The 22421-nt window shown below is 72.5% G+C and carries 16 protein-coding genes and 1 pseudogene; 9 read left to right on the forward strand and 8 right to left on the reverse strand.

All coding sequences use genetic code 11. From position 1 onward, the window contains the following. From ACIRQ9_RS28310 to ptsP, 3 genes are all read left to right on the forward strand, one after another. A partial coding sequence (locus ACIRQ9_RS28310; RefSeq protein ID WP_404179331.1) for a hypothetical protein occupies nucleotides 1–200 on the forward strand: 200 nt, incomplete at its 5' end. A gap of 214 nt (nucleotides 201–414) precedes the next feature. Further along, nucleotides 415–864, forward strand: coding sequence for a PTS glucose transporter subunit IIA (locus ACIRQ9_RS28315; protein WP_404179334.1), 450 nt, complete (start codon nucleotides 415–417; stop codon nucleotides 862–864). A gap of 96 nt (nucleotides 865–960) precedes the next feature. Then, nucleotides 961–2631, forward strand: a complete 1671-nt coding sequence (gene ptsP, locus ACIRQ9_RS28320; protein ID WP_404179337.1) for a phosphoenolpyruvate--protein phosphotransferase — start codon at nucleotides 961–963, stop codon at nucleotides 2629–2631. A gap of 70 nt (nucleotides 2632–2701) precedes the next feature. On the opposite strand, the gene ACIRQ9_RS28325 is transcribed toward ptsP, so the two are convergent. Continuing rightward, nucleotides 2702–3595, reverse strand: a complete 894-nt coding sequence (locus tag ACIRQ9_RS28325; protein WP_404179340.1) for a hypothetical protein — start codon at nucleotides 3593–3595, stop codon at nucleotides 2702–2704. Nucleotides 3596–3692: 97 nt separating this feature from the next. Continuing rightward, a complete protein-coding gene (locus tag ACIRQ9_RS28330; RefSeq protein ID WP_404179342.1) occupies nucleotides 3693–5660 on the reverse strand; it encodes an acetoacetate--CoA ligase in 1968 nt (655 codons plus the stop codon). 212 nt (nucleotides 5661–5872) lie between these two features. On the opposite strand from ACIRQ9_RS28330, the gene ACIRQ9_RS28335 reads away from it, so the two are divergent. After that, nucleotides 5873–8233 (forward strand): glycoside hydrolase family 31 protein, encoded by a 2361-nt coding sequence (locus tag ACIRQ9_RS28335; RefSeq protein ID WP_404179345.1) that lies wholly within the window; start codon nucleotides 5873–5875, stop codon nucleotides 8231–8233. Between the two features lie 10 nt (nucleotides 8234–8243). Here ACIRQ9_RS28335 and ACIRQ9_RS28340 read toward each other — a convergent pair whose 3' ends face one another. Beyond that, nucleotides 8244–8777, reverse strand: a complete 534-nt coding sequence (locus ACIRQ9_RS28340; protein ID WP_404179348.1) for an NUDIX domain-containing protein — start codon at nucleotides 8775–8777, stop codon at nucleotides 8244–8246. A gap of 170 nt (nucleotides 8778–8947) precedes the next feature. Here ACIRQ9_RS28340 and ACIRQ9_RS28345 point away from each other — a divergent pair, with 170 nt between their 5' ends. The 5 genes and pseudogenes from ACIRQ9_RS28345 to glpK all read left to right on the forward strand — a co-directional run bounded on the left by ACIRQ9_RS28345 (nucleotide 8948) and on the right by glpK (nucleotide 14132). Next, a complete protein-coding gene (locus tag ACIRQ9_RS28345) occupies nucleotides 8948–9394 on the forward strand; it encodes a Zn-ribbon domain-containing OB-fold protein (protein WP_404179351.1) in 447 nt (148 codons plus the stop codon). Further along, nucleotides 9391–10581, forward strand: a complete 1191-nt coding sequence (locus ACIRQ9_RS28350) for a lipid-transfer protein (RefSeq protein WP_404179354.1) — start codon at nucleotides 9391–9393, stop codon at nucleotides 10579–10581. The genes ACIRQ9_RS28345 and ACIRQ9_RS28350 overlap by 4 nt, the downstream gene beginning before the upstream one ends. A 112-nt stretch (nucleotides 10582–10693) precedes the next feature. Continuing rightward, nucleotides 10694–11228 (forward strand): annotated as a pseudogene (locus tag ACIRQ9_RS28355) (EAL domain-containing protein); the annotation flags it as partial. A gap of 535 nt (nucleotides 11229–11763) precedes the next feature. Further along, entirely contained in the window at nucleotides 11764–12501 is a 738-nt protein-coding gene (locus ACIRQ9_RS28360) for an MIP/aquaporin family protein (RefSeq protein ID WP_404179356.1), read from the forward strand. Between the two features lie 113 nt (nucleotides 12502–12614). Beyond that, a complete protein-coding gene (glpK, locus tag ACIRQ9_RS28365) occupies nucleotides 12615–14132 on the forward strand; it encodes a glycerol kinase GlpK (protein ID WP_404179359.1) in 1518 nt (505 codons plus the stop codon). Between the two features lie 62 nt (nucleotides 14133–14194). On the opposite strand, the gene ACIRQ9_RS28370 is transcribed toward glpK, so the two are convergent. From ACIRQ9_RS28370 to ACIRQ9_RS28390, 5 genes are read right to left on the reverse strand one after another with little or no spacing between them, the layout of a single operon-like run. Beyond that, nucleotides 14195–14800: a GTP-binding protein gene (locus ACIRQ9_RS28370; protein WP_404179362.1), complete on the reverse strand. Its 606-nt coding sequence runs from the start codon at nucleotides 14798–14800 to the stop codon at nucleotides 14195–14197. Next, nucleotides 14781–18428, reverse strand: coding sequence for a hydantoinase B/oxoprolinase family protein (locus ACIRQ9_RS28375; protein WP_404179365.1), 3648 nt, complete (start codon nucleotides 18426–18428; stop codon nucleotides 14781–14783). Before ACIRQ9_RS28375 ends, ACIRQ9_RS28370 begins: the two co-directional genes overlap by 20 nt. Before the next feature lie 24 nt (nucleotides 18429–18452). Next, nucleotides 18453–18848: a DUF742 domain-containing protein gene (locus ACIRQ9_RS28380; RefSeq protein WP_351319941.1), complete on the reverse strand. Its 396-nt coding sequence runs from the start codon at nucleotides 18846–18848 to the stop codon at nucleotides 18453–18455. Between the two features lie 9 nt (nucleotides 18849–18857). Beyond that, a complete protein-coding gene (locus ACIRQ9_RS28385; protein ID WP_404179368.1) occupies nucleotides 18858–19292 on the reverse strand; it encodes a roadblock/LC7 domain-containing protein in 435 nt (144 codons plus the stop codon). Then, nucleotides 19289–22123, reverse strand: a complete 2835-nt coding sequence (locus tag ACIRQ9_RS28390; protein ID WP_404179371.1) for a nitrate- and nitrite sensing domain-containing protein — start codon at nucleotides 22121–22123, stop codon at nucleotides 19289–19291. The genes ACIRQ9_RS28385 and ACIRQ9_RS28390 overlap by 4 nt, the downstream gene beginning before the upstream one ends. Between the last annotated feature and the right edge of the window lie 298 nt (nucleotides 22124–22421).

The raw sequence follows: 22421 nt of genomic DNA on the forward strand, positions 1-22421 counted from the left end.
TGGCGTTGACTTTTGGCACGCTGTTGAGTTCTCAAGGAACGGTCGCTTCCTTTGTACTCACCCTCTCGGGCTTTCCTCCGGGCTTCCCTTCGGTGCTTCAAACTCTATCAGTGTTTTTCCGGCCCTCTGACCACCTTCCCGACGACATGCGGAAGGTGATCCCGAGTTGGGATCTGACGAATTTGGTTGCTGCCGAGTGAGGACGCCTTTACTGCGCGCCGCTCGGTCTCAAGCAGGGATACGACTGTACACGGGGCTTCGGAGCCCACGCAAATCCATTGAGCTGGTGGTCTAGACCACTAGGTGGTAGCTTCCATGCGGAACCGCCACTTCATCTGACATACGCTGCTGCTCAGTGCCGTCCGGAACAAGCAGTGACGGCCCAGGAACAGCGCCATCTCCGGGAGGCTTCCCATGACCACCGTGACGTCCCCACTGGCTGGACGCGCCATCGGACTGGCCGCCGTGCCGGACCCGGTCTTCTCCGGGGCCATGGTCGGCCCCGGCACAGCGATCGACCCCGCGCGCGAGCCCGCCGAGGCCGTGGCGCCCGTCGACGGTGTCATCGTCTCCCTGCACCCGCACGCCTTCGTCGTCGTCGACGAGAGCGGTCACGGAGTCCTTACCCATCTCGGCATCGACACGGTGCAGCTCAACGGCCAGGGCTTCGAACTCCTCGTCAACAAGGGCGACACCGTGACCCGCGGCCAGGGCATCATCCGGTGGAACCCGGCCGAGGTCGAGGCCGCCGGCAAGTCCCCGGTGTGCCCTGTCGTCGCGCTGGAGGCGACGGCAGACTCCCTCTCCCACGTCCGTGACGACGGGGATGTGAAGGCCGGCGACAACCTCTTCGTCTGGAGCTGACGGCCCCGACGCCGTCCCGTCGCCCGCCGAGGACGACGGCGACCACGACAACCACCGCGGCGGCGGGACCCGCCGCACTTATCGGAGACGGGTGAGATGGAGACAACGCTGCGAGGCGTCGGCGTGAGCCACGGTGTGGCGATCGGCGAGGTTCGGCACATGGGAACGGCGGTGCTGGAACCGCCTGCCAAGCAGATCCCGGCGGACGAGGCGGCGCGGGAGCCCGCGCGTGCCCGGCAGGCCGTGGACGCGGTGGCCGCCGATCTGACGGCGCGCGGCAACCTGGCCGGCGGTGAGGCCCAGGCCGTGCTCGAGGCGCAGGCCATGATGGCCCAGGACCCCGAGCTGATGGCCGACGTGGAGCGTCGGATCGCCGTCGGCAGCACCGCCGAGCGTGCGGTGTACGACGCGTTCGCCGCGTACCGCGAACTGCTGGCCGGGGCCGGCGAGTACCTGGCCGGCCGTGTGGCCGACCTGGACGACGTGCGGAATCGTATCGTCGCCCGGCTCCTCGGAGTTCCGATGCCGGGCGTCCCGGACAGTGACGAGCCGTACGTACTGGTCGCGCGGGACCTGGCGCCGGCGGACACCGCTCTTCTCGACCCGACCCTGGTGCTCGGCTTCGTGACCGAAGAGGGCGGGCCCACCAGCCACAGCGCGATCCTCGCGCGGGCGCTCGGCGTACCGGCCGTGGTGGCGCTGCCCGGCGCCGGTGAGCTCGTCGAGGGCACCGTCATCGCCGTTGACGGCAGCACCGGCGACATCTTCGTGAACCCGAGCGCCGAGAAGAAGGCGGAGCTGGAGGCCGCGGCCGCCGAGCGCAAGGCGGCGCTGACCGCCTCGACCGGTCCGGGTGTCACCGCGGACGGTCACAAGGTGCCGTTGCTGGCCAACGTGGGCGGACCGGCGGACGTGCCGGCGGCCCTGGCTGCCGGGGCCGAGGGTGTGGGTCTGTTCCGTACCGAGTTCCTGTTCCTGGACGACAGCAAGAACGCGCCGTCCGAGGAGAAGCAGGTCGAGGCCTACCGCCAGGTGCTGGAGGCGTTCCCGGAGGGCCGGGTCGTCGTACGGGTGCTGGACGCGGGTGCGGACAAGCCGCTGGACTTCCTGACGCCGGCGGACGAGCCCAACCCGGCGCTGGGTGTGCGTGGTCTGCGGACGCTGCTGGACCACCCGGACGTGCTGCGCACGCAACTGACCGCGCTGGCGAAGGCGGCCGAGGGGCTGCCCGTCCACCTTGAGGTCATGGCGCCCATGGTGGCGGACCGTACCGACGCCAAGGCGTTCGCGGACGCCTGCCGTGCCGCGGGGCTGCGGGCCAAGTTCGGCGCGATGGTGGAGATTCCGTCGGCCGCGCTGCGGGCGCGTTCGATCCTCCAGGAGGTCGAGTTCCTGTCGCTGGGCACGAACGACCTGGCGCAGTACACGTTCGCCGCGGACCGTCAGGTCGGTGCGGTGTCCCGGCTGCAGGACCCGTGGCAGCCCGCGCTGCTCGACCTGGTCGCGCTGTCCGCCGAGGCGGCGAGGGCCGAGGCCAGGAGCTGTGGTGTCTGTGGTGAGGCCGCGGCCGATCCGCTGCTGGCGTGTGTCCTGACGGGTCTGGGTGTCACCTCCCTGTCCATGGGTGCGGCGTCGATCCCCTACGTGCGCTCGACGCTGGCCAAGTACACGCTGGCCCAGTGCGAGCGGGCCGCTTCGGCCGCGCGGGCCGCGGACAGCGCGGACGAGGCGCGCGCGGCGGCTCAGGCGGTGCTGTCCGGCGAGTAGCCGGGCGCGGCCCTGACCGGCTGTCCTTCCGGGGGCGCTCCACCTGCGGGTGGGGCGCCCCCGTCGCGTGTCAGTGGTGGTGACCCGGTGCCGCCTCCTGGTCGCCGAGGTCGGGCGGGGTGCAGTAGTCGACGCCGGACTCCGGGGAGATGAGGTCGCCGGATGCGATGTCGGTGCAGTAGGCGTCGAAGACCTCGGCGGCGGTGAGCGGGGCGAGCCTGTTGCCGCGCAGGCGCCAGCCGCAGACGCGGTCGGCGGTACCGGGGGCGCTGGTGCGCATGACGAGGCCGCCGGGGCTGCGGGTGGCGAGGCCGAGCGCGAGGACGCTGGTGAATTCGAGGACCTCGGCTTCGTCGAGTCGGGTTGTGCCCTCGGTGTCCCGGTCGGCGTGCAGGACGGTGATCAGTGTTTCGGGTTCTCCGGAGACGCTGCACACGAGGTGCCGGTCGCCCGGCGGGGCCGTGTCGAGGATGCGGGTCAGGAGGTGGGAGGCGCGGGTGAAGGAGGCGCGTCCGATGTCCTCGCCGCAGGTGGGACAGGGGCCGAGGCGGGCCAGGAGGGTGCTGGCGTACTCCCAGGTGGCCTGGCGGACCGCTTCGTCGACGAGGACGGGGACGAGATCGGTGAGGGGGCGGCCGTCGTAGGGGACGGTGGCGCCGGTGGCCGCGAGTTCGGCGGTGAAGCGGGTGCGGGCCGCGGGGTCGTCCGGGTCGAGTCCGGTGTCCGTGCAGAACTCGGCGAATTCCTCGGGGTCGAAGAGGGCGAGGGTGGTGTGGGTGCCTTCCGCGGCGCGGGTCCTGAGGAGGGCTTCGATCTGTCCCAGGTAGGTGGGGTGGTCGTCGAAGACGAAGGTGCGGTAGCGCCGCATGGCGCGGAAGTCGTGTTCGTCGGTCAGCAGGCCGATGGTGCCGGCGATTTCGCGGCGCAGGACGCGTCGGAGGGCGCGGTGGTCGGTGCGTGCCATGGTTCCCCCTGTGAGCGGTCGATCAATGCTCACTCACAGTAATCGCCACCACTGACAGTGCGGCCCGCACGCCGGTCGTGCGGGCCGCCGGGGTCGGTCAGGCCCGTTTGCGGGCCAGGTCCTCGTAGAAGCTCAGCAGGTCGAGGTCGTCGATGGAGCCGGGGTTGACGGCCTTCTCCACGGGGGCGCCCTGGAGGAGGCGTTTGACCGGGACCTCGATGCGTTTGCCGGTGAGGGTGTGCGGGACGCCGGGGACCTCGATGATCTCGTCGGGGACGTGGCGGGGTGAGAGCTGTTCGCGGATGGCCTGCTTGATGCGGTTCAGCAGGGCGTCGTCGAGTGCGGCGCCCGGCGCCAGGTGGACGAACAGGGGCATCCAGTAGCCGCCGTCGGGCTGTTCGACGCCGATGACGAGGGATTCCTTGATCTCGGGCAGGCGCTCGACCACCTCGTAGATGTCGGCCGATCCCATCCGTACGCCCTGGCGGTTGAGCGTGGAGTCGGAGCGCCCGTGGATGATCACCGAGCCGCGGGAGGTGACGGTGATCCAGTCGCCGTGCCGCCACACGCCGGGATACATGTCGAAGTAGCTGTCGTGGTAGCGGCTGCCGTCGGGGTCGTTCCAGAAGCGGATCGGCATGGAGGGCATGGGGTTGGTGACGACCAGTTCGCCGACCTCGTCGATGACGGGGTCGCCGTTCGGGTTCCAGGCCTGGAGGTCGGTTCCGAGGCCGGGTGCCTGGAGTTCGCCGGTGTGGACCGGGAGGGTGGGGACGGCGCCGGCGAAGCAGGAGCACACGTCGGTGCCGCCGCTGACGGAGGCGATCCACAGGTCCTCGCCCACCTCGTCGTGGAGCCAGCGGAAGCCGTCCGGGGGCAGCGGCGAGCCGGTGGTGGCGACGCAGCGCACGCGGGACAGGTCGTAGTCGCGGGCGGGGTGCACGCCGGCCTTGCGGCAGGCCATGACGTAGGCGGCGGAGGTGCCGTACAGGGTGGCTCCGGTGCGTTCGGCGACCCGCCACTGGGCGCCGGTGTCGGGGTATCCGGGGCTGCCGTCGTACAGGACGATCGTGGTGCCGGTGAGGAGGCCGGAGACGAGGAAGTTCCACATCATCCAGCCGGTCGAGGTGTACCAGAAGAAGCGGTCCTCGGGACCCAGGTCGCAGTGCAGGCCGAGCTGTTTGAGGTGTTCGACCAGGATGCCGCCCTGGGACTGGACGATGGCCTTGGGCAGGCCGGTGGTGCCGGAGGAGTACAGCACCCACAGGGGGTGGTCGAAGGGGACCTGTTCGAACTCGGGCTCGGCGTCGGCGGAGGTCAGGGCCGACCACTCCAGGGCGCCCTCGGGTGCGGCGGTGCCGAGCAGCGGGATGTGGACGACGGCGCGCAGGGTGGGCAGTTCACGGCGGAGTTCGGCGACGGTGTCGCGGCGGTCGTGTTCCTTGCCGCCGTAGCGGTAGCCGTCGACGGTGAACAGGACGACCGGTTCGACCTGCTGGAAGCGGTCCAGGACGCTGCGGGCGCCGAAGTCGGGTGCGCAGGAGGTCCAGACGGCGCCCACGGCCGCGGTGGCGAGGAGGGCGGTCACGGCCTGCGGGATGTTCGGGAGGTAGCCGCTGACACGGTCGCCGGGGCCGACGCCGAGGGCCCGGAGTTCGGCGGCCAGGGAGCCCACCTGGCGGCGCAGTTCGGACCAGGTGACCGGGAGCGGTTCGTGGGTCTCGTCGACGTACAGCAGCGCGGGCTCGTCCGCGCGGCCGGCGGCGGCGCGCAGCGCGTGCTCGGCGTAGTTCAGTGTCGCTCCGGGGAACCACTGGGCGCCGGGCATCGCGCGGTCGCCGAGCACGCGCGCGTAGGGCGTGGCGAACCGGACGTCGAACCATTCCGTCACGGCTTTCCAGAACGTGTCGAGATGGTCGACGGACCAGCGGTGCAGGGCCGGGTACCCGCCGTCGGCGGGGGCTCCGTGGCGTTCTGCCGCCCAGGCCTGGAACCTGGTGACGTGCGCCTGGGCGATCCGTTGCGGATCGGGCTGCCAGAGCGGCTGGGGGTTCGCGGTCGACATGGGGCGGCTCCCGGGCTTCTGCGCTGGTGTGCGTCGGGCGCGCACGGGCTGGGGTGTGCGCGTACGCGGCTGACAGGGACGATGCCATGTGATCGACTTCTGCACCAGGGTGCGCTCCCCATGGTCCGTGTCGTGAAGATGTGGCCCCGGCACGGGTGAACGGCGGTTGAACGGCACACACGTGGGGAGCGCTGAGTGGCAGGGTGAGCAGCATGGACGGTCGTGACCTGGTGCGTTCGGTGAGTGTGGTCGGTTCGAGGAAGGCAGCTCAGGGGTTGCGCACCGTACGGGCGGCTTGGCGCAGGAGGCGCATCGACGCCGCGGGGCTGCCCGCGCGGGGGGTCGAGCGTGCGCGGGTGCCGGGTCCTGTGCAGGAGGCGGTGCCGGGTCCCGGTGGTGGTGTGATCCGCTTCAGCCGGTCGGAGCTGCGGATCACGGTGGCCGTGAACGGCGCGGTCTTCTGGGGCTGGGACGGTGCCGGTCCCGAGCCGTCGTACGCGCTCGCGGGCCGTTGCCCGGAGCCGGATCCGCGGGCGGTCCTCGAACCGGACACGGACGGCGGCTGGCGGGTGGTGGCGGAGCGGGTCAAGATCAGCGTCTCGCGGCACGGCGCGGTGGAGGTGTGCACGCCCGGTGGTGTGATGCTGCGGCGGGATCTGCCGCCGCGCTGGTGGGAGCCGGTGGACGGCGGGCCCGCGCGGTGGCTGCAGCGGTCCGAGGTGGCCGCGGACGCCCGGTTCTTCGGTCTGGGCGGGCGGGCTTCGGGGCCGCGGCTGCGCGACGGCACGTACCGGTTGTGGAACACGGATCCCGGGCGGCCCTTCGGACCAGGTGACGATCCGCTGTACGTGACGATGCCGGTGCAGCTGGTGGTGGCAGACGCGGCCGCGCACCTGGTGTTCCACGACACGTCGTGGGACGGGTCGGTGACCCTGCGGGAGGGCGAGGAGGGTGCCGGCTCCGGTCATGACCGGGCGGGGCGGTGCGAGGTGCGGATGGAGGGCGGTCCGCTGCGCTGCTGGGTGATGGCGGGCACGCCCGCGCGCGTGCTGCACACCTGGGCCTCGCTGACCGGTGCGCCCGCGCTGCCGCCGGCGTGGGCGCTGGGCCATCACCACGCGCGCCGGGGGTTCGGCGGCGAGCAGGAGGTCCGGCGGATCGTCGGCGGTTACCAGGAACGCGGTCTGCCGCTGGACGCGGTCCATCTGGACATCGATCACCTCGACGCCCATCAGGTGTTCACCGTCGACCAGGAGAGCTTCCCGAAGCTGCCGACGCTGGCGGAGGAGCTGCGGCGGGACGGGATCCGGCTGGTGTCGATCGTCGATCCGGCGGTGAAGGTCTCGCCGGGGAACGCGGTGTACGACAGCGGGACGGGGGTCGACGCCTTCGTGCGGGATCCGTCGGGGCGGCTGGTGGAGGGTGTGGGGTGGCCGGGCGAGGCGGTCTATCCCGATTTCACGCACGCGCGCGTGCGCAAGTGGTGGGGCGGGTTGTACGAGGAGCGGCTCGCGCAGGGCTTCTCCGGGGTCTGGCACGACATGAACGAGCCGACGTCGTTCACCGCCTTCGGCGAGTCCACGCTGCCGCGCGCGTCTCGGCACGCTCTGGAGGGGCGCGGCGGAGACCATCGCGAGGCGCACAACGTCTACGCGCTGTGCATGGCGCGCGCGGCCTACGAGGGGCTGCGGGAACTGGCGCCCGAGGAGCGGCCGTTCCTGTTCTCCCGGTCCGGCTGGGCCGGTGTGCAGCGGTACGGGGGCACCTGGTCCGGTGAGGTCGCCACCGGCTGGCCCGGGCTGGGCGCGTCCCTGTCGCTGGTGCTGGGGCTCGGGTTGTGCGGGGTGCCGTACTCGGGGCCGGACGTGGGCGGTTTGGACGGGAGTCCGTCGCCGGAGCTGTTCCTGCGCTGGTTCCAACTGGGCGCGTATCTGCCGTTGTTCCGCACGCGCGCGAGCATGCGGGCCGGGCGCGGGGAGCCGTGGGAGTTCGGGGCCGAGGTGCTGGAGCACGCGCGCGAGGCGCTGCTGGAGCGGCGGCGTCTGCTGCCGTACTTCGTGACGTTGGCGCATCTGGCCCGGCGGACCGGCGCGCCCTATGTGCGTCCGCTGTGGTGGGGTGCGCCCGAGGACCGGGCGCTGCGTGACTGCGAGGACGCGTTCCTGCTGGGCGACGGGCTGCTGGTGGCTCCGGTGCTGGATCCGGGCGCCGAGGGGCGTGCGGTGCGGCTGCCGCGCGGGCGCTGGTACGACACGCGGACGGAACGGGTCTACGAGGGGCCGGGGCAGGTCCTGGTGGACGCTCCGCTGTCGCGGATCCCGGTGCTCGCGCGCGCGGGTGCCGTCCTTCCGGTGCGGGCGGAGGACGGCGGTGTGGGACTGGAGGTGTGGGCGCCCGCCCGGGGCAGGACCGGGGGCGGGCTGTTCGTGCCGGACGCGGGCGACGGCTGGGACGAGCCGGAGGTCGAGCGTTTCGTCGCCCGCTGGGAGGGCCGGCGGGTGGTGGTGAGACGCGAGGGGGACGACGGGGTGAGCGAACCGCCGTACCCGGTGCGGGTCCGGGGGCTGGGGTAAGCCGGAGGGCTCAGTAGCGGCCCTCGAACCACGCGCGTACGGCGACGCTGTGCAGCGGGAAGGCGAGTTCCTCGGGCCTGCGCAGCAGGTGCCAGCCCTCGGTCTCGTCCGTCGCGTCGGAGGGCGGGAGGCCTTCGGCGGGACGTTCGGGGAGGAGGCCGAACAGCAGCAGGTGCCCGTCGGGTGAGCTCATGGCGTCGACGAGCCGTACGTCGCGTGCGGCCGCGTCGATGCCGGTCTCCTCCTTGAGTTCGCGTACGACGGCGTGCCGCCAGTCCTCCCGGTCGTCGACGTACCCGCCGGGCAGGGCCGTGCCGCCGCGCGCGGGGGCGACGGTCCGGGTGATGACGACGAGGGCGGTGCCCTTCGTGTCGTACACGGGCTGGAGGGCGATCGCCACCGGCAGCGGGTTGCGGTAGGCGATGTGGCCGCAGGCCGGGCAGGTGCGCGGCCAGCCGGAGACTCCTGCTCCGTAGGGCGCTCCGCAACTCGAACAATGCGAGTCCGGAGCGGAGTTGGCAGTTGGGTGCTGATTTTCGGACACGCGCGGACTTTATCCGATCACGGGGGTGACGTCTCACGGTCACGGGAACGCCTCGTTCCGGAAGTGAACCGACGCCCGTGACCGGTGCGGTCCTGGGCGCGGCCTGTCCGCGCGCGGCGAGGCGTGGCACACTTCTGACGTTCCGTCAGATCTGGTGCCCTGGAGGAGCTTTGTCGCGTACACGCACGCCTGCGGTCGAGGGCTGGTTCAGGGGCGAGGGGGACGGGTTCCGGCTCCTGGGCACCCGGTGCGCGGCCTGCGCCTCGGTCTTCTTCCCGCGCGAGGACGGCCACTGCCGCAATCCCGGTTGCGGCGGCGACGACCTGGTGGAGATCCCGCTCTCCCGGCGCGGGCGGATCTGGTCGTACACCGACAGCCGCTACCGGCCGCCGTCACCCTATGTGAGCGACCCGGAACTTCCGTGGGAGCCGTACGCGTTGATCGCGGTGGAGCTGGAGCCCGAGCGGATCGTGGTGCTCGGACAGGCGGTTCCCGGGGTCACCGTCGCCGATCTGGCGGTGGGCATGGCGGTCGAGGTCGTCCCCGGAGTGCTCGGCGAGGACGCCGGGACGCTCTGGACGACGTGGCACTGGCGGCCGACGGGGGTGGCGGCGTGACGGCGGACGTGGCGGTGCTCGGCGCGGGCATGCACCCCTGGGGCAAGTGGGGGCGCGGCTTCGTCGAGTACGGGACGGCGGCGGCCCGCGCGGCCCTGGCGGACGCCGGACTCGCCTGGCGGGACATCGGATCCGTCGTGGGCGCCGACACGGTGCGTGGCGGGTATCCCGGCTATGTCGCGGGCGCGACCTTCGCCAGGGCGCTGGGCTGGCAGGGCGCGCGCGTCGCGAGCGTGTACGCGGCGTGCGCGTCCGGGGCGCAGGCGGTCGCGGCGGCGCGGGCGCAGATCCTGGCGGGCCTCGCCGACGCGGTGCTCGTGGTGGGCGCGGACGCGACGCCCAAGGGGTTCTTCCGGCCGGCCGGCGGAGAGCGCCCGGAGGATCCCGACTGGCTGCGCTTCCGGCTGCTGGGGGCGACGAATCCCACCTACTTCGGGCTGTACGCGCGCCGGCGGATGGCACTCTTCGGCGACACCCCGGAGGACTTCGCGCTGGTCAAGGTGAAGAACGCGGCCCTGGGCGCCCTGAATCCGTACGCCCGCTACCGCGAGCGCGTCACCGCCGAGCAGGTGGCGGCCTCACCGGTGGTCGCGGATCCGCTGCGGCTGCTGGACATCTGCGCGACCTCCGACGGCGGCGCCGCGCTGGTGCTGTCCAGCATGGAGTTCGCGCGGCGGCACGGCGCCGCCGATCCGGTGCGCATCCGCGCGGTGTCCACGGTCACCCCGCGCTACCCGAACACGGTCCTGGACCTCCCGGACATCGCCACGGACTCGGCGGCCGCCGTCGAGCCGCCGGCGGAGTCCTTCCGCGCCTCGATCGCGCGGGCCGCCTACGAGGAGGCGGGCATCGGCCCCGAGGACCTCTCGCTGGCGGAGGTGTACGACCTGTCCACCGCGCTGGAGCTGCAGTGGTACGAGGACCTGGGCCTGTGCCCGGAGGGCGAGGCGGCCAAGCTGCTGCGCGAGGGCACGACGGGCCCGGGCGGCCGGACACCCGTCAACTCCAGTGGCGGGCTCGCCTCCTTCGGGGAGGCGGTACCGGCCCAGGCGATCGCCCAGGTCTGCGAGCTGACCTGGCAGTTGAGGGACGCGGCGGGGGACCGCCAGGTGGCCGGCGCGCGCGTGGGGATCACGGCCAACCAAGGCCTGTTCGGCCACGGCTCGTCCGTGATAGCCGTGCGCTGACGGGACGGGTGTGGCAGCGGGGGCCGCGCACCCTGTGTGATCGCTCCGGAATGACGCGTGAACGTCGTATGAACCGGCCCTGGGCGTGCACCGATGGCGTCATCATGCTCCCGTGCGCTCATGGACGGGTGCTCTCCGTTTCGCCTTCCAGCCGGTGGTCGATCTGACGACCGGCGGGGTCGCCGCACTGGAGATCCTGGCCCGCCCCGAGGCCGGTGACATCCTCGCCGAGGCCCGCCGCGACCCTCGACGGCGGACTCGTCGTGCTGGCCCTGCGCGCGGCGGTCCGCCGGGAAGCCCTGCTGCCGCTGCACGTCAACGTGTTCGCCGCCACCCCCGCCGACCTGGGCGGCATCGGCCCGCTGCCCGGAGCCGTCCGGGAGGCCGGCCGGATGCCCTGGGAGGTGACCCTGGACATCGTGCCGCCGTACCCGCACGTGCCGCACCGGGCCCTGCTGGAGGCCGTGGCGGCGCTGCGCGGCGAGGGCTTCCGGATCAGCGCCGACGGCATCGGTGACGGCGACGTGCCGCTGCGGCTGCTCACCGACCTCTCCCCCGACCTGGTCAAGCTGGACGCCTCGCTGCTCGGCCGACCCGCCGCGGTGCGGGCGATGCGGACCCTGTGCGCGGAACTGGGCGCCCTGGTCGGCGGGCGGCCGTCCCGTCACGCTGTCCCTGGCCACCGTCGTGTGCGGTCCCGGCGGTGTGGCCGACCACCGGGAGGCGGCCGCGTCCCTGGCGCCCCTGAAGAAGGCGGCGAAGGCGTTGCGGGGCGCGAGTTGGGTGCTGGGGCGGTCGGGACTGCCCGGGCCCGAGATCCGGCGGGGCTCGGGCGCGTGTCCGGCCCAGGCCGGCTGCGCGACGGCGGAGCCGTGAGAGCGGTCTTCGGCGCGTCGCCCGTCATCGTTGCCGTCGGCGACCTTGACGCTCCCTGAGTGCCGGTGAAAACTTCCGGTGTCGGTCGACATCGCCGCACATTCTCGGCGTAATCAGGCACTGCGCCATGGGCCGCTCCTGTCCTGCGGCCCGTCCCCGCGTGGGCGATTCGGCTGCCACGGCACGCTCGTCACCGACGCCGGGCGGGGCGCGGGATCTTCCCTGCCTTCGGCTGACGTCGTCAAGGGAACCGTTCCTGTTCGATGCGCCGGGGCAGATCCTCCGGCCAGCGCCCTGGGAGCCGCCATGAGCGACGGAGACATCTTCACCGGCGAAGTCATCGGCACCGCCATCCTGATCCTCTTCGGTGCCGGCGTCTGCGCCGCCGTCACCCTCAGACACTCCAAGGCGAGAGCGGCGGGATGGGTGGTGATCGCGTTCGGCTGGGGATTCGGCGTCCTGGGCGGCGCCTACACCGCCGCCCCCCTCTCCGGCGGCCAGCTCAACCCCGCGGTCACCATCGGCATCGCCGTCGACACCGGGGTGTGGGGCAAGGTCTGGGTCTATCTGCTCGGCCAGTTCACCGGCGCGGTCCTCGGCGCCGTCCTCACGTACCTGGTGTACCTGGCCCAGTTCCGCGCCAACGTGCCCGACGCGGAGACCGCGGAGGAGCCGACGCCGACGCTCGGCGTCTTCTCCACCATTCCCGAGATCCGGAACCCGGTGGCCAATCTCATCACCGAGATCATCGCGACGATCGCGCTCGTGCTGCCCGTCCTCGCCTTCGGGCTGACCAAGGGGCTCGGCGAGTCCGGCACCACCGTGCTGATCGTCTCCCTGCTCGTCGTCGGGATCGGGCTGTCCCTCGGCGGGCCCACGGGCTACGCCATCAACCCGGCGCGCGACCTCGGCCCCCGGATCGTGCACACCTTCCTGCCGATCCCCAACAAGGGCACCTCCGACTGGGGTTACGCCTGGATACCGGTCGTCGGCCCCCTGATCGGCGGGGCCCTCGCGGGCCTCATCTACCACGCGGCCTTCTGAGCCGCGGTCCGCCCGCCGCGGTGCACCGCCCGCGGCCGTCCGGGGAACCGATCGTCCCGGACGCGGCCTTCCGATCCCACGCAGCCTTCCGACCCAGCCACCGAGGGGTAGCCATGACGGACACCGCCGAGCGGTACGTCGCCGCGATCGACCAGGGCACCACGTCGAGCCGCTGCATCATCTTCGACCACGGCGGCGCGATCGTCGCCGTCGACCAGCGCGAGCACCGCCAGATCTTCCCGAAGCCGGGCTGGGTGGAGCACGACGCCACCGAGATCTGGTCCAAGGTGCAAGCCGTGGTCGACGGCGCGCTCGCGCGGGCCGGCCTGCGCCCCGACCAGCTCAGCGCGCTCGGCATCACCAACCAGCGCGAGACGACGGTCCTGTGGGACCGCGCCACCGGCAAGCCCGTGCACAACGCGATCGTCTGGCAGGACACCCGCACCGCGGCCCTGTGCGGCCGCCTCGGCGGCAGCGACGGCCAGGACCGGTTCCGCGACCAGACGGGGCTGCCCCTGGCCAGCTACTTCTCCGGGCCCAAGGCGGCCTGGCTGCTGGACAACGTGCCGGGGCTGCGGGACCGCGCCGAGCGCGGCGAGATCGCCTTCGGGACCATCGACTCCTGGCTGATCTGGAACCTCACCGGTGGCACGGACGGCGGCCGGCACGTCACCGACGTCACCAACGCCGGGCGGACCATGCTGATGAACCTGGAGACCCTCCAGTGGGACCGCTCCATCCTGTCCGCCATGGACATCCCCGAGGCGGTCCTGCCCGAGATCAGGTCCTCCGCCGAGGTGTACGGCACCGCCGTCGGCCGGCTCGCCGGAGTACCGGTGGCGTCCGCACTGGGCGACCAGCAGGCGGCGGTCTTCGGACAGGCCTGCTACGACGTCGGCACGGCGAAGAACACCTACGGGACGGGCAGCTTCCTGCTCCTCAACACCGGCGACCGGCCGGTGCCGTCCAAGAACGGGCTGCTCACCACCGTGGGCTACAAGATCGGCGACGAGGCGCCGGTGTACTGCCTCGAAGGGTCGATCGCCATCACGGGCGCGCTCGTCCAGTGGTTCCGGGACCAGCTCGGCATCATCCGCTCCGCCGACGAGATCGAGCCCCTGGCGGCCGGCGTCGACGACAACGGCGGCGCCTACATCGTGCCCGCCTTCTCCGGGCTGTACGCGCCCTACTGGCGCGCGGACGCGCGCGGGGTCGTCACCGGCCTCACCCGGTACGTCACGAAGGCACACCTCGCGCGGGCGGTCCTGGAGGCGACCAGCTGGCAGACGCGGGAGGTCGTGGACGCCATGTACCAGGACTCAGGGGTGCAGATCACGACCCTCAAGGTGGACGGCGGCATGACGGTGAACAACCTCCTGATGCAGCACCAGGCCGACGTCCTCGGGGTGCCGGTCGTCCGGCCCCGGGTCGCCGAGACGACCTGCCTGGGCGCCGCCTACGCGGCCGGCCTCGCGACCGGCGTGTGGGACGACCTCGACGAACTCACCTCGCACTGGCGGAAGGACGCGGAGTGGACGCCCGCCATGGAGGCGTCGGTGCGCGACCGGGAGTACGCGAACTGGCGCAGGGCGGTGGAGAAGAGCTTCGGCTGGCTGGAGGACGGCGCGTAGCCGCCCACACCGGGACCACGGCCCGTACCCCGGTCGGCGGGGGTACGGGCCGTGCCGGAGCGTCAGGTGGTGACGGCCCGGCCCCGGTCGGCCGCGTACGCCATCGCGTGCTGGACCACGCCGATCAGCACCTCCTTGGCCGACGCGCGGTCCCGGGCGTCGCACAGCAGGACGGGGACGTCCGGGTCGAGGTCCAGGGCCTTGCTGACGTCCTCGGCCGGGTAACGGTCGGCTTCCTCGAAGCAGTTGACGCCGATCACGAACGGTATGGAGCGCCGCTCGAAGTAGTCGACGGCGGCGAAGCAGTCCTCCAGACGGCGTGTGTCGGCGAGCACGACGGCACCCAGCGCGCCCTCGGACAGCTCGTCCCACATGAACCAGAACCGCTCCTGTCCGGGCGTGCCGAACAGGTACAGCACCAGGTCCTCGCGCAGGGTGATGCGGCCGAAGTCCATGGCGACGGTGGTGGTGTGCTTGCCCTCGACGCCGTCGGTGTCGTCGATCGGCCGCCCGGCCTCGGTGAGCACCTCCTCGGTGCGCAGCGGCCTGATCTCGCTCACCGCGCCGACCAGCGTGGTCTTGCCCACGCCGAATCCGCCGGCCACGAGGATCTTGAGCGTGACGGGCTCGACCGGGGGCTTGCCGCGCTCAGATCGCCCGAAGATCATCGATCTCTTCTCCTGCTTGATGGGGTCGTTCCTGGTGGGGATCGTTCTTGCCGGGGTCGGGTGACGGCCGTCCGTATCCGCCGCCGCCCGGTGTCTCGACGACCAGTACGTCGTCGGCGCCGACGTCCGTGCTGTCGCTGCCGCCGAGTTCGGTCACCGTCCCGTCGGCACGCTCCACGCGGTTCGCGCCGAGCGTGCCGGGTGCGCCGCCGGCCATGCCGTACGGCGGGACCCGGCGGTGCTGGGACAGGGTGGAGACGGTCATGGGTTCGAGGAAGCGGATCCGGCGGACCGCGCCGTCGCCGCCGTGCCAGCGGCCGGCGCCGCCGCTGCCGTGCCGTACGGCGAACTCGTCGAGCCGCACGGGCAGCCGCCACTCCAGGACTTCCGGGTCGGTGAGCCGGGAGTTGGTCATGTGCGTCTGTACGACGCTCGCGCCGGGGAAGCCGTCGCCCGCCCCGGATCCGGAGGCGACGGTCTCGTAGTACTGGTGGTGCTCGTTGCCGAAGGTGACGTTGTTCATGGTGCCGGAGCCCTCGGCCTGCACGCCGAGCGCCGCGTAGAGGGCGCCGGTGATGGCCTGGGAGGTCTCGACGTTGCCCGCGACGACCGCGGCCGGCGGCTCGGGGGCGAGCATCGAGCCGGGCGGTACGACGATGTCCAGGGGGCGCAGGCAGCCGTCGTTGAGCGGGATGTCGTCGGCGACCAGGGTGCGGAAGACGTACAGCACGGCCGCGTGGACGACGGCGGAGGGGGCGTTGAAGTTGGTGTCCAGTTGCGCGGAGGTGCCGGTGAAGTCGACGGTCGCGCGCCGGTTCTCGCGGTCCACGCGCACGCGTACCCGGATGACGGCTCCGGAGTCGGTCTCGTAGGCGTACGCACCGTCGTCCAGGGCGTCGACGACGCGGCGGACCGCTTCCTCCGCGTTGTCCTGGACGTGCCGCATGTAGGCCTGGACGACGTCGAGGCCGTACTCCTCGATCATGCGGCCGACTTCGTCGACGCCCTTGCGGTTGGCGGCGATCTGCGCGCGCAGGTCGGCGAGGTTGGTGCGGATGTTGCGGGAGGGATGGCGGGCGCCGGCGAGCAGCGCGCGGGTCTCGGTCTCGCGGAACCGGCCGTCCTCGGCGAGCAGCCAGTTGTCGAAGAGGACGCCTTCCTCCTCGATGGTGCGGCTGTCGGCCGGCATCGAGCCGGGGGCGATGCCGCCGATCTCGGCGTGGTGGCCGCGGGAGGCGACGTGGAAGAGGATCCGGTCACCCTGGGTGCCGAAGACCGGGGTGATCACGGTGACGTCGGGGAGGTGGGTGCCGCCGTGGTACGGGTCGTTGACGGCGTAGGTGTCGCCGGGGCGCATCGAGGTGCCGCGGCGGCGGACGACCTCCTTCACGCTGGTGCCCATGGAGCCCAGGTGGACGGGGATGTGCGGGGCGTTGGCCACCAGGTTCCCGTCCGGGTCGAAGAGGGCGCAGGAGAAGTCCAGGCGTTCCTTGATGTTGACGGACTGGGCGGTGGACTCCAGCCGGGCACCCATCTGCTCGGCGATGGACATGAAGAGGTTGTTGAAGACCTCCAGCAGGACGGGGTCGGCTTCCGTGCCGAGATCGGAACTCTCCGTGACCGCCGCCCGTTCCATGACCAGATGCCCGTCGTCGGTCGCCGTGGCCCGCCAGCCGTCGTCGACGACGGTCGTGGCCCCGGCCTCGGCGATGATCGCCGGTCCGGTGACGGGCTCGCCGGGAGGAAGGCACTCGCGGCGGTGCAGGGATACGTCGCGCCAGGTGCCGCCGGTGTGCAGGCGGACGCTCTCCGGGGCGGCGGGGCGGCCTTCGTACGGGGCGAGGGCGCGGGGATCGGGGGGTGGGGTGATGCCGGTGGCTTCCACGGAGAGGGCTTCGACGACGACCGGGCGGTCGAGGGTGAAGGAGTACGTGGCGCGATGGCGTTCTTCGAAGGCGTGTCTCATGGCGTCGGGCTCGGTGAGCTCGACGGTGAGGGTGGTGTCGGTGCCGTCGTAGCGGAGCTGGGCGCGGCGGGTGACGTCGATGCGCTCCTCGGGGACGTCCTCGGCGAGGAGTTCGGAGCGGGCCGCGGCCTCCAGGTCGTCGGCGGTCCTGCGGACGCCGGGCATCGCGGCGGGCTCCAGGGGCACCTCGACGGACTGTTCGCGCATGGCGGTGGTGTCGGCCAGCCCGATGCCGAGTGCGGACAGGAGTCCCGCCATGGGCGGGACCAGGACGGTGCGGATGCCGAGCGCGTCGGCGACCCTGCAGGCGTGCTGGCCGCCCGCCCCGCCGAAGGTGGTGAGGGCGTACCGGGTGACGTCGTGGCCCTTCTGGACGGAGATCCGTTTCACGGCGTTGGCGATGTTGGCCACGGCGATGCTCAGGTAGCCCTCGGCGACCTGTTCCGGTGTCCGGTCGTCGCCGGTCCGTTCGCGGATCTCCCGTGCCAGGTCGGTGAAGCGGTCGCCGACCAGGGCGTCGTCGAGCGGCTGGTCGCCGTCGGGGCCGAACACGCGGGGGAAGTGGGCGGGCTGGATCCGGCCGAGCATCACGTTGGCGTCGGTGACGGTGAGCGGGCCGTCGTCGCGGTAGCAGGCGGGGCCCGGGTCGGCGCCCGCCGAGTCGGGGCCGACGCGGTAGCGGGAGCCGTCGAAGTGCAGCACCGAGCCGCCGCCCGCGGCGACGGTGTGGATGTCCAGCATGGGGGCGCGCAGCCGGACGCCCGCGAGCTGGGTGGTGAAGACGCGTTCGTACGAGCCGGCGAAGTGGGAGACGTCGGTGGAGGTGCCGCCCATGTCGAAGCCGATGACCCGGTCGAAGCCCGCGAGCTGCGACATCCGGGCCATGCCGACGATCCCTCCGGCCGGTCCGGACAGGACGGCGTCCTTGCCGCGGAACTGTCCGGCCTCGGCGAGCCCGCCGTTGGACTGCATGAACATCAGCCGGACGTCGTCGAGGTCGTCGGCGACCCGGCGGACGTAGCGGCGCAGGACCGGCGAGAGGTAGGCGTCGACGACCGCGGTGTCGCCGCGCGGCACGAGCTTCATCAGCGGGCTGACCTCGCTGGACAGCGAGATCTGCGGGAAGCCGGTGCGGGCCGCCAGCTCGCCGATCGCCTGCTCGTGCGCGGGGTGGAGATGGCTGTGCATGCAGACGACGGCGACGGCCCGGATCCCGTCGTCGTAGGCGTCCTGGAGCGGGCCCGCGAGGGCGTCCAGGTCAGGGGCGCGCAGGACGGTCCCGTCGGCGGCGATCCGCTCGTCCGCCTCGACGACCCGCTCGTAGAGCGGCTCGGGAAGGTCGATGCGGCGGGCGAAGATGCGGGGGCGGTTCTGGTAGGCGATGCGCAGGGCGTCGCGGAAGCCGCGGGTGACGACGAGCAGGGTGCGCTCGCCCTTGCGTTCCAGCAGCGCGTTGGTGGCGACGGTGGTGCCCATCCGGACGGCGTCGACCCGCTCGCCGGAGCCCGCGAGCAGTTCACGGACGCCGGCCACGGCGGCGTCGGCGTACCGCTCGGGGTTGTCGGAGAGCAGTTTGTGGGTCAGCAGCCGGCCGTCCGGGCGCCGCGCGACGACGTCGGTGAACGTTCCGCCCCGGTCGACCCAGAACTGCCAGCCTGTCACGTCACCACTCCGTATCCGCGCCGGTCACAGCGCCCGGAGGCCGTTGATCACGTCGCGCAGAATACTCTCGTCCACCAGCTCGGCCGGGGGGACCGGCCGGTTGACGTGCACGAGTTCTCCATCGACGAGGTCGCCGACGAGGACCCGGACGACTCCGACGGGCAGGTCGAGTCCGGACGCCAGCTCAGCGACCGACTGCGGGGTGTCACGGCAGAGCTCGACGATGTCGACGTGCTCCGGGGACAGCATCCGGTCGTCCTCCGGGTCGTCCGCGTGCGGCTCCGTGACGACCACCGCGATCAGATCGAGGCGGTGCTGGGCCGCGCTGGTGGTGCGGCCCCGCGTCATGGCGTACGGACGGACGACCGGACCGGCCTCGTCGTCGAACCAGTGACTTCTTCCCTGACCGTCTCCGCTCATGTCATCCCACTACCCGCCCGCGGGCAGATCGGTGCGCGGAGCGGACACCAGATGTGCGCCGACCCGCTTGACCAGGAGCGTCATCTCGTACGCGACCTGGCCGACGTCGGAGTCCGCGTCGGACAGGACGGCCAGGCAGCTGCCGTCGCCGGCCGCCGTGACGAAGAGGAAGGCGTCGTCGAGCTCGACGACGGTCTGCCGGACGCTGCCCGCCTCGAAGTGGCGGCCGACGCCCTTGGCGAGGCTGTGGAAGCCGGAGGCCACGGCCGCCAGGTGCTCGCCGTCCTCCCTGGTGAGGTCCTTGGAGACCCCCATGGCCAGGCCGTCGCCGGAGAGCACGACGGCCTTGCGGATGCTCGCGACCCGGTCGACCAGGTCGTCCAGGAGCCAGTTCAGCTCGCCCTTGCTCGTCGCCGTGCGGCCGGTCGCCTTCGGATCGGTCATCGACCGTCCCCCTTAGTCGTTCCTCGTGCTGTGTCGTTGCCGGACGCGTCGCCCGCGGTGTTCTCCGCCCGGCCGCGCTGCCAGCCGCGCTGGAGCGAGGCCATGCGGCTGCGGACCTCGTCGGCGTCGCGCTCGGCGGGTTCCTGCTCGGACCCGGCGGGTCGGGCCGGGTCCTGCCGCAGCTGTGGGGCCAGGTTGGCCTGCCGTACCCGCCTGGGCAGCGGCCGGCTGCCGGGAGCGGCCTCGACGGGTGTGCTGCCGAGGGGCGGGACGGAGTCGTCGGTGCCGCTGCCGGAGCCGATCGCGGGGCGGCGGGTACGGCGGGGCAGGGCCGGGGGCCCGGCGGGTTCGGCGGCGCTGTCCGCGTCGGCCGCCGTGTGCCGCCCGTCGCGGCCGTCCGGCCGGCCGGAGCCCTGCCCGGACGGATCGGTGCGGCGGCGTGAGGGCAGCGGGGCGAGACCGCCGGGTTCGGGGCGCCCCGGGTCCGCCGGGTCCCGCTCGTCGGGTCCGGTGCGGCGGGAGCGTGGCTCGGTGACGGGCTTGCCGTGCGAGCTGACCAGCTTGGGGGCGCTTCGCCGGGGCAGCGGCACCGGAGAGCCGGGACGCTCGTCGCGGAAGCCGTCCGCGGCGTCCGGTGCGGGCTGACGCAGCTCGCTCACGGCCGGCTCCGTGTCGTCGTCGGGGTGGGCGAGGGAGCGGCGGGGGCGGAACAGGCCGCCGCGCTCGCTGTCCTCCTCGCCGAGGGCGCCGGGAAAGCCGTCGAGGGCGTCCAGGTCGACGGGTGCCTCCAACTCGACCGGGCCGCCCAGCAGCGCGGTCGGCAGCCCAGGGCGCTGCGCGGGCACCTGGGCGAGGGTGCCGGCGCGGCTCTCCTCGGCGCCGGTCTGCGCGGCGGGCCGGGAGCGGTCCAGGCGGAAGCCGACTCCGTTGGTGTCGGGGATGTCGTCGGTCAGCAGCAGGTCGGGGATGAAGACGACGGCGGTGGTGCCTCCGTAGGGCGACGGCTGGAGCGAGACCCGGACGTTCTGGCGCTGTGCGAGGCGGCTGACCACGAACAGGCCGAGCCGGTCGGTGTCGGACAGCTCGAACTCGGGGGTCTCGGCGAGCCGCAGGTTGGCGTCGAGGAGCGCCTCGGCCGCCATGCCGAGTCCCCGGTCGTGGATCTCCAGGGTGAAGCCGTTGGCGACTCGTTCGCCGAGCACCTGGACGGCGGTGTGCGGCGGCGAGAACACCGTGGAGTTCTCCAGGAGTTCGGCCACCAGGTGGGTGAGGTCGGCGACGGCGGGGCCGGTGACGGCGACCCGGGGGAGCCGGCGGACCTCGATGCGCTCGTAGTCCTCGACCTCGGCCACGGCGGCGCGCACCACGTCCATCAGCTGGACGGGGCGCCGCCACTGCCGGGAGGGGGCCGCTCCGGAGAGGATCACCAGGCCCTCGGCGTGCCGGCGCATGCGGGTGGTGAGGTGGTCGAGGCGGAACAGGTCGGCGAGTTCGTCGGTGTCCTCGGTCCTGCGCTCCATGGTGTCGAGCAGGGTGAGCTGCTTGTGCAGCAGTACCTGGCTCCGGCGGGCGAGGTTGACGAAGACCTCGGAGACGCCGGAGCGCAGTTCGGCCTGCTTGACGGCGGCTTCCACGGCGGCGCGCTGCAGGGTGTTGAGGGCCTGGCCGACCTCGCCGATCTCGTTCCTGTCGTATTCGAGGCGCGGGACCTCGGTCTCCACGTCGACCTCTTCGCCCGCGGACAGCCGGCGCATCACGCTCGGCAGCCGGATCCCGGAGGCCTCGTGCGCCTCCTGCCGCAGCAACCGCAGGTCGCGGATGAGGCTCCGGCCGACCCGGACCGACACGATCAGCGAGAAGAGCACGGCGACCAGGCCGAGGACGCCGACGACGGCCGCCTGCACGATCACGCCGACCGCGACGGGCCGGATGCGGTCCTGGTAGCGGTCGCCGAGCTGGTCGTCGAGGGTGCGCAGTTCGTCGAGGACGATGCCGGCGGAGGTGTCCCAGCTCTTGGCGGTGACGTCGTTCGGCACGCCGGACCCGGCGTCGGTGACGGATTTCTCCGCGGCGCGCAGTGGGGCGGTCGTGGCGTTCTTCCAGAAGCGGTCGAAGCGGTCGCGTTCCGACGCGGGCAGCAGCGGCAGGCTGATGTCGTACAGGAGGGTGCGCTGGGCGACGAGGTCGGATATCTGGCGGGTCTCGGTGCGGGAGATCCTGCCGACCACGAGGGCGGAGCCGAGCAGGGCGTCCTCGCGGGAGAGGAGTTCGCGGGCGCGGGTGACGTTGACGAGCGCGCGGGCCTGCTTGTCCATCTCGACGTCGTCGAGCCCGCCGAGGGAGGCGAGCAGCGTGTAGCAGGGGTCGACCACGCGGTTGTAGAGGTCGAGGGCCTGGGCGCGGCTGACGGTGCCCTGTTCGACGCTGTGGCGCAGGGCGCCGATGCCCTCGAACGCGTCGAGGACGGCGGTGAGCCGTTCGGTGTCGTCGGCGCTCATGCCGTCGCGGGCGCTCTGCCTGCCGGCGTTCCCGCGCAGTTCGGCGACGGCGGTGTCGGTGGCCGCGCGGGTGCGGTACAGGGCGGCGAGGGCGTCGGCGGCGCGCGGGTCGGCGAGGTAGACGAGGGTCTGCCGGCGTTCCTGCTGGAGGACCCGGGCGGTGTCCTCGGCGGGGTAGCCGAGGTCCTCCACGGTGTGCGACACGTGCAACATCCGGGTGACCTCGCGGCCCGTGAGCACGGCCGCGAAACCCCAGACGGCGGTCAGGGACACCAGCGGCACGAGAAGCAGCGCCACGATCTTCCGGCGGATCGACTTCCCGCGAAAGCGCATGGCCTCCCCCAGCTCGACCCCCGCCGGCCGGGGGTACACGTGTACGTCAACAAACGGCGCGAGCCTACTACCGCCGCGTGGATAACTCGAAGGCGTGTCGGGACGGTGAACCTCCGCCGCCGGGCCGGGACATGGGGACGCCACGGGGAGAGATGTCCGGGCATTACGGGAGATTGCCGCCGCGATCGTGCCGACTTCGCGTGCGTGAGGGCGGGAACGGCCCGAAGGATCAATTGGCCGGAATTTTTCACCGGTGGGGAATCTTCGGGCGAGTTCGTTCGTCCTTGTTGGTGGGCGA

It is taken from the genome of Streptomyces sp. NPDC101237 (assembly GCF_044767465.1).
GTDB classification, from domain to species: domain Bacteria; phylum Actinomycetota; class Actinomycetes; order Streptomycetales; family Streptomycetaceae; genus Streptomyces; species Streptomyces gramineus.

Coding starts and splice junctions, on each gene's coding strand:
- ACIRQ9_RS28315 (WP_404179334.1), top strand. CDS start 415: ATGACCACCGTGACGTCCCCACTGGCTGGACGCGCCATCGGACTGGCC.
- ptsP (WP_404179337.1), top strand. CDS start 961: ATGGAGACAACGCTGCGAGGCGTCGGCGTGAGCCACGGTGTGGCGATC.
- ACIRQ9_RS28325 (WP_404179340.1), bottom strand. CDS start 3,595: ATGGCACGCACCGACCACCGCGCCCTCCGACGCGTCCTGCGCCGCGAA.
- ACIRQ9_RS28330 (WP_404179342.1), bottom strand. CDS start 5,660: ATGTCGACCGCGAACCCCCAGCCGCTCTGGCAGCCCGATCCGCAACGG.
- ACIRQ9_RS28335 (WP_404179345.1), top strand. CDS start 5,873: ATGGACGGTCGTGACCTGGTGCGTTCGGTGAGTGTGGTCGGTTCGAGG.
- ACIRQ9_RS28360 (WP_404179356.1), top strand. CDS start 11,764: ATGAGCGACGGAGACATCTTCACCGGCGAAGTCATCGGCACCGCCATC.
- glpK (WP_404179359.1), top strand. CDS start 12,615: ATGACGGACACCGCCGAGCGGTACGTCGCCGCGATCGACCAGGGCACC.
- ACIRQ9_RS28370 (WP_404179362.1), bottom strand. CDS start 14,800: ATGATCTTCGGGCGATCTGAGCGCGGCAAGCCCCCGGTCGAGCCCGTC.
- ACIRQ9_RS28380 (WP_351319941.1), bottom strand. CDS start 18,848: ATGAGCGGAGACGGTCAGGGAAGAAGTCACTGGTTCGACGACGAGGCC.
- ACIRQ9_RS28385 (WP_404179368.1), bottom strand. CDS start 19,292: ATGACCGATCCGAAGGCGACCGGCCGCACGGCGACGAGCAAGGGCGAG.
- ACIRQ9_RS28390 (WP_404179371.1), bottom strand. CDS start 22,123: ATGCGCTTTCGCGGGAAGTCGATCCGCCGGAAGATCGTGGCGCTGCTT.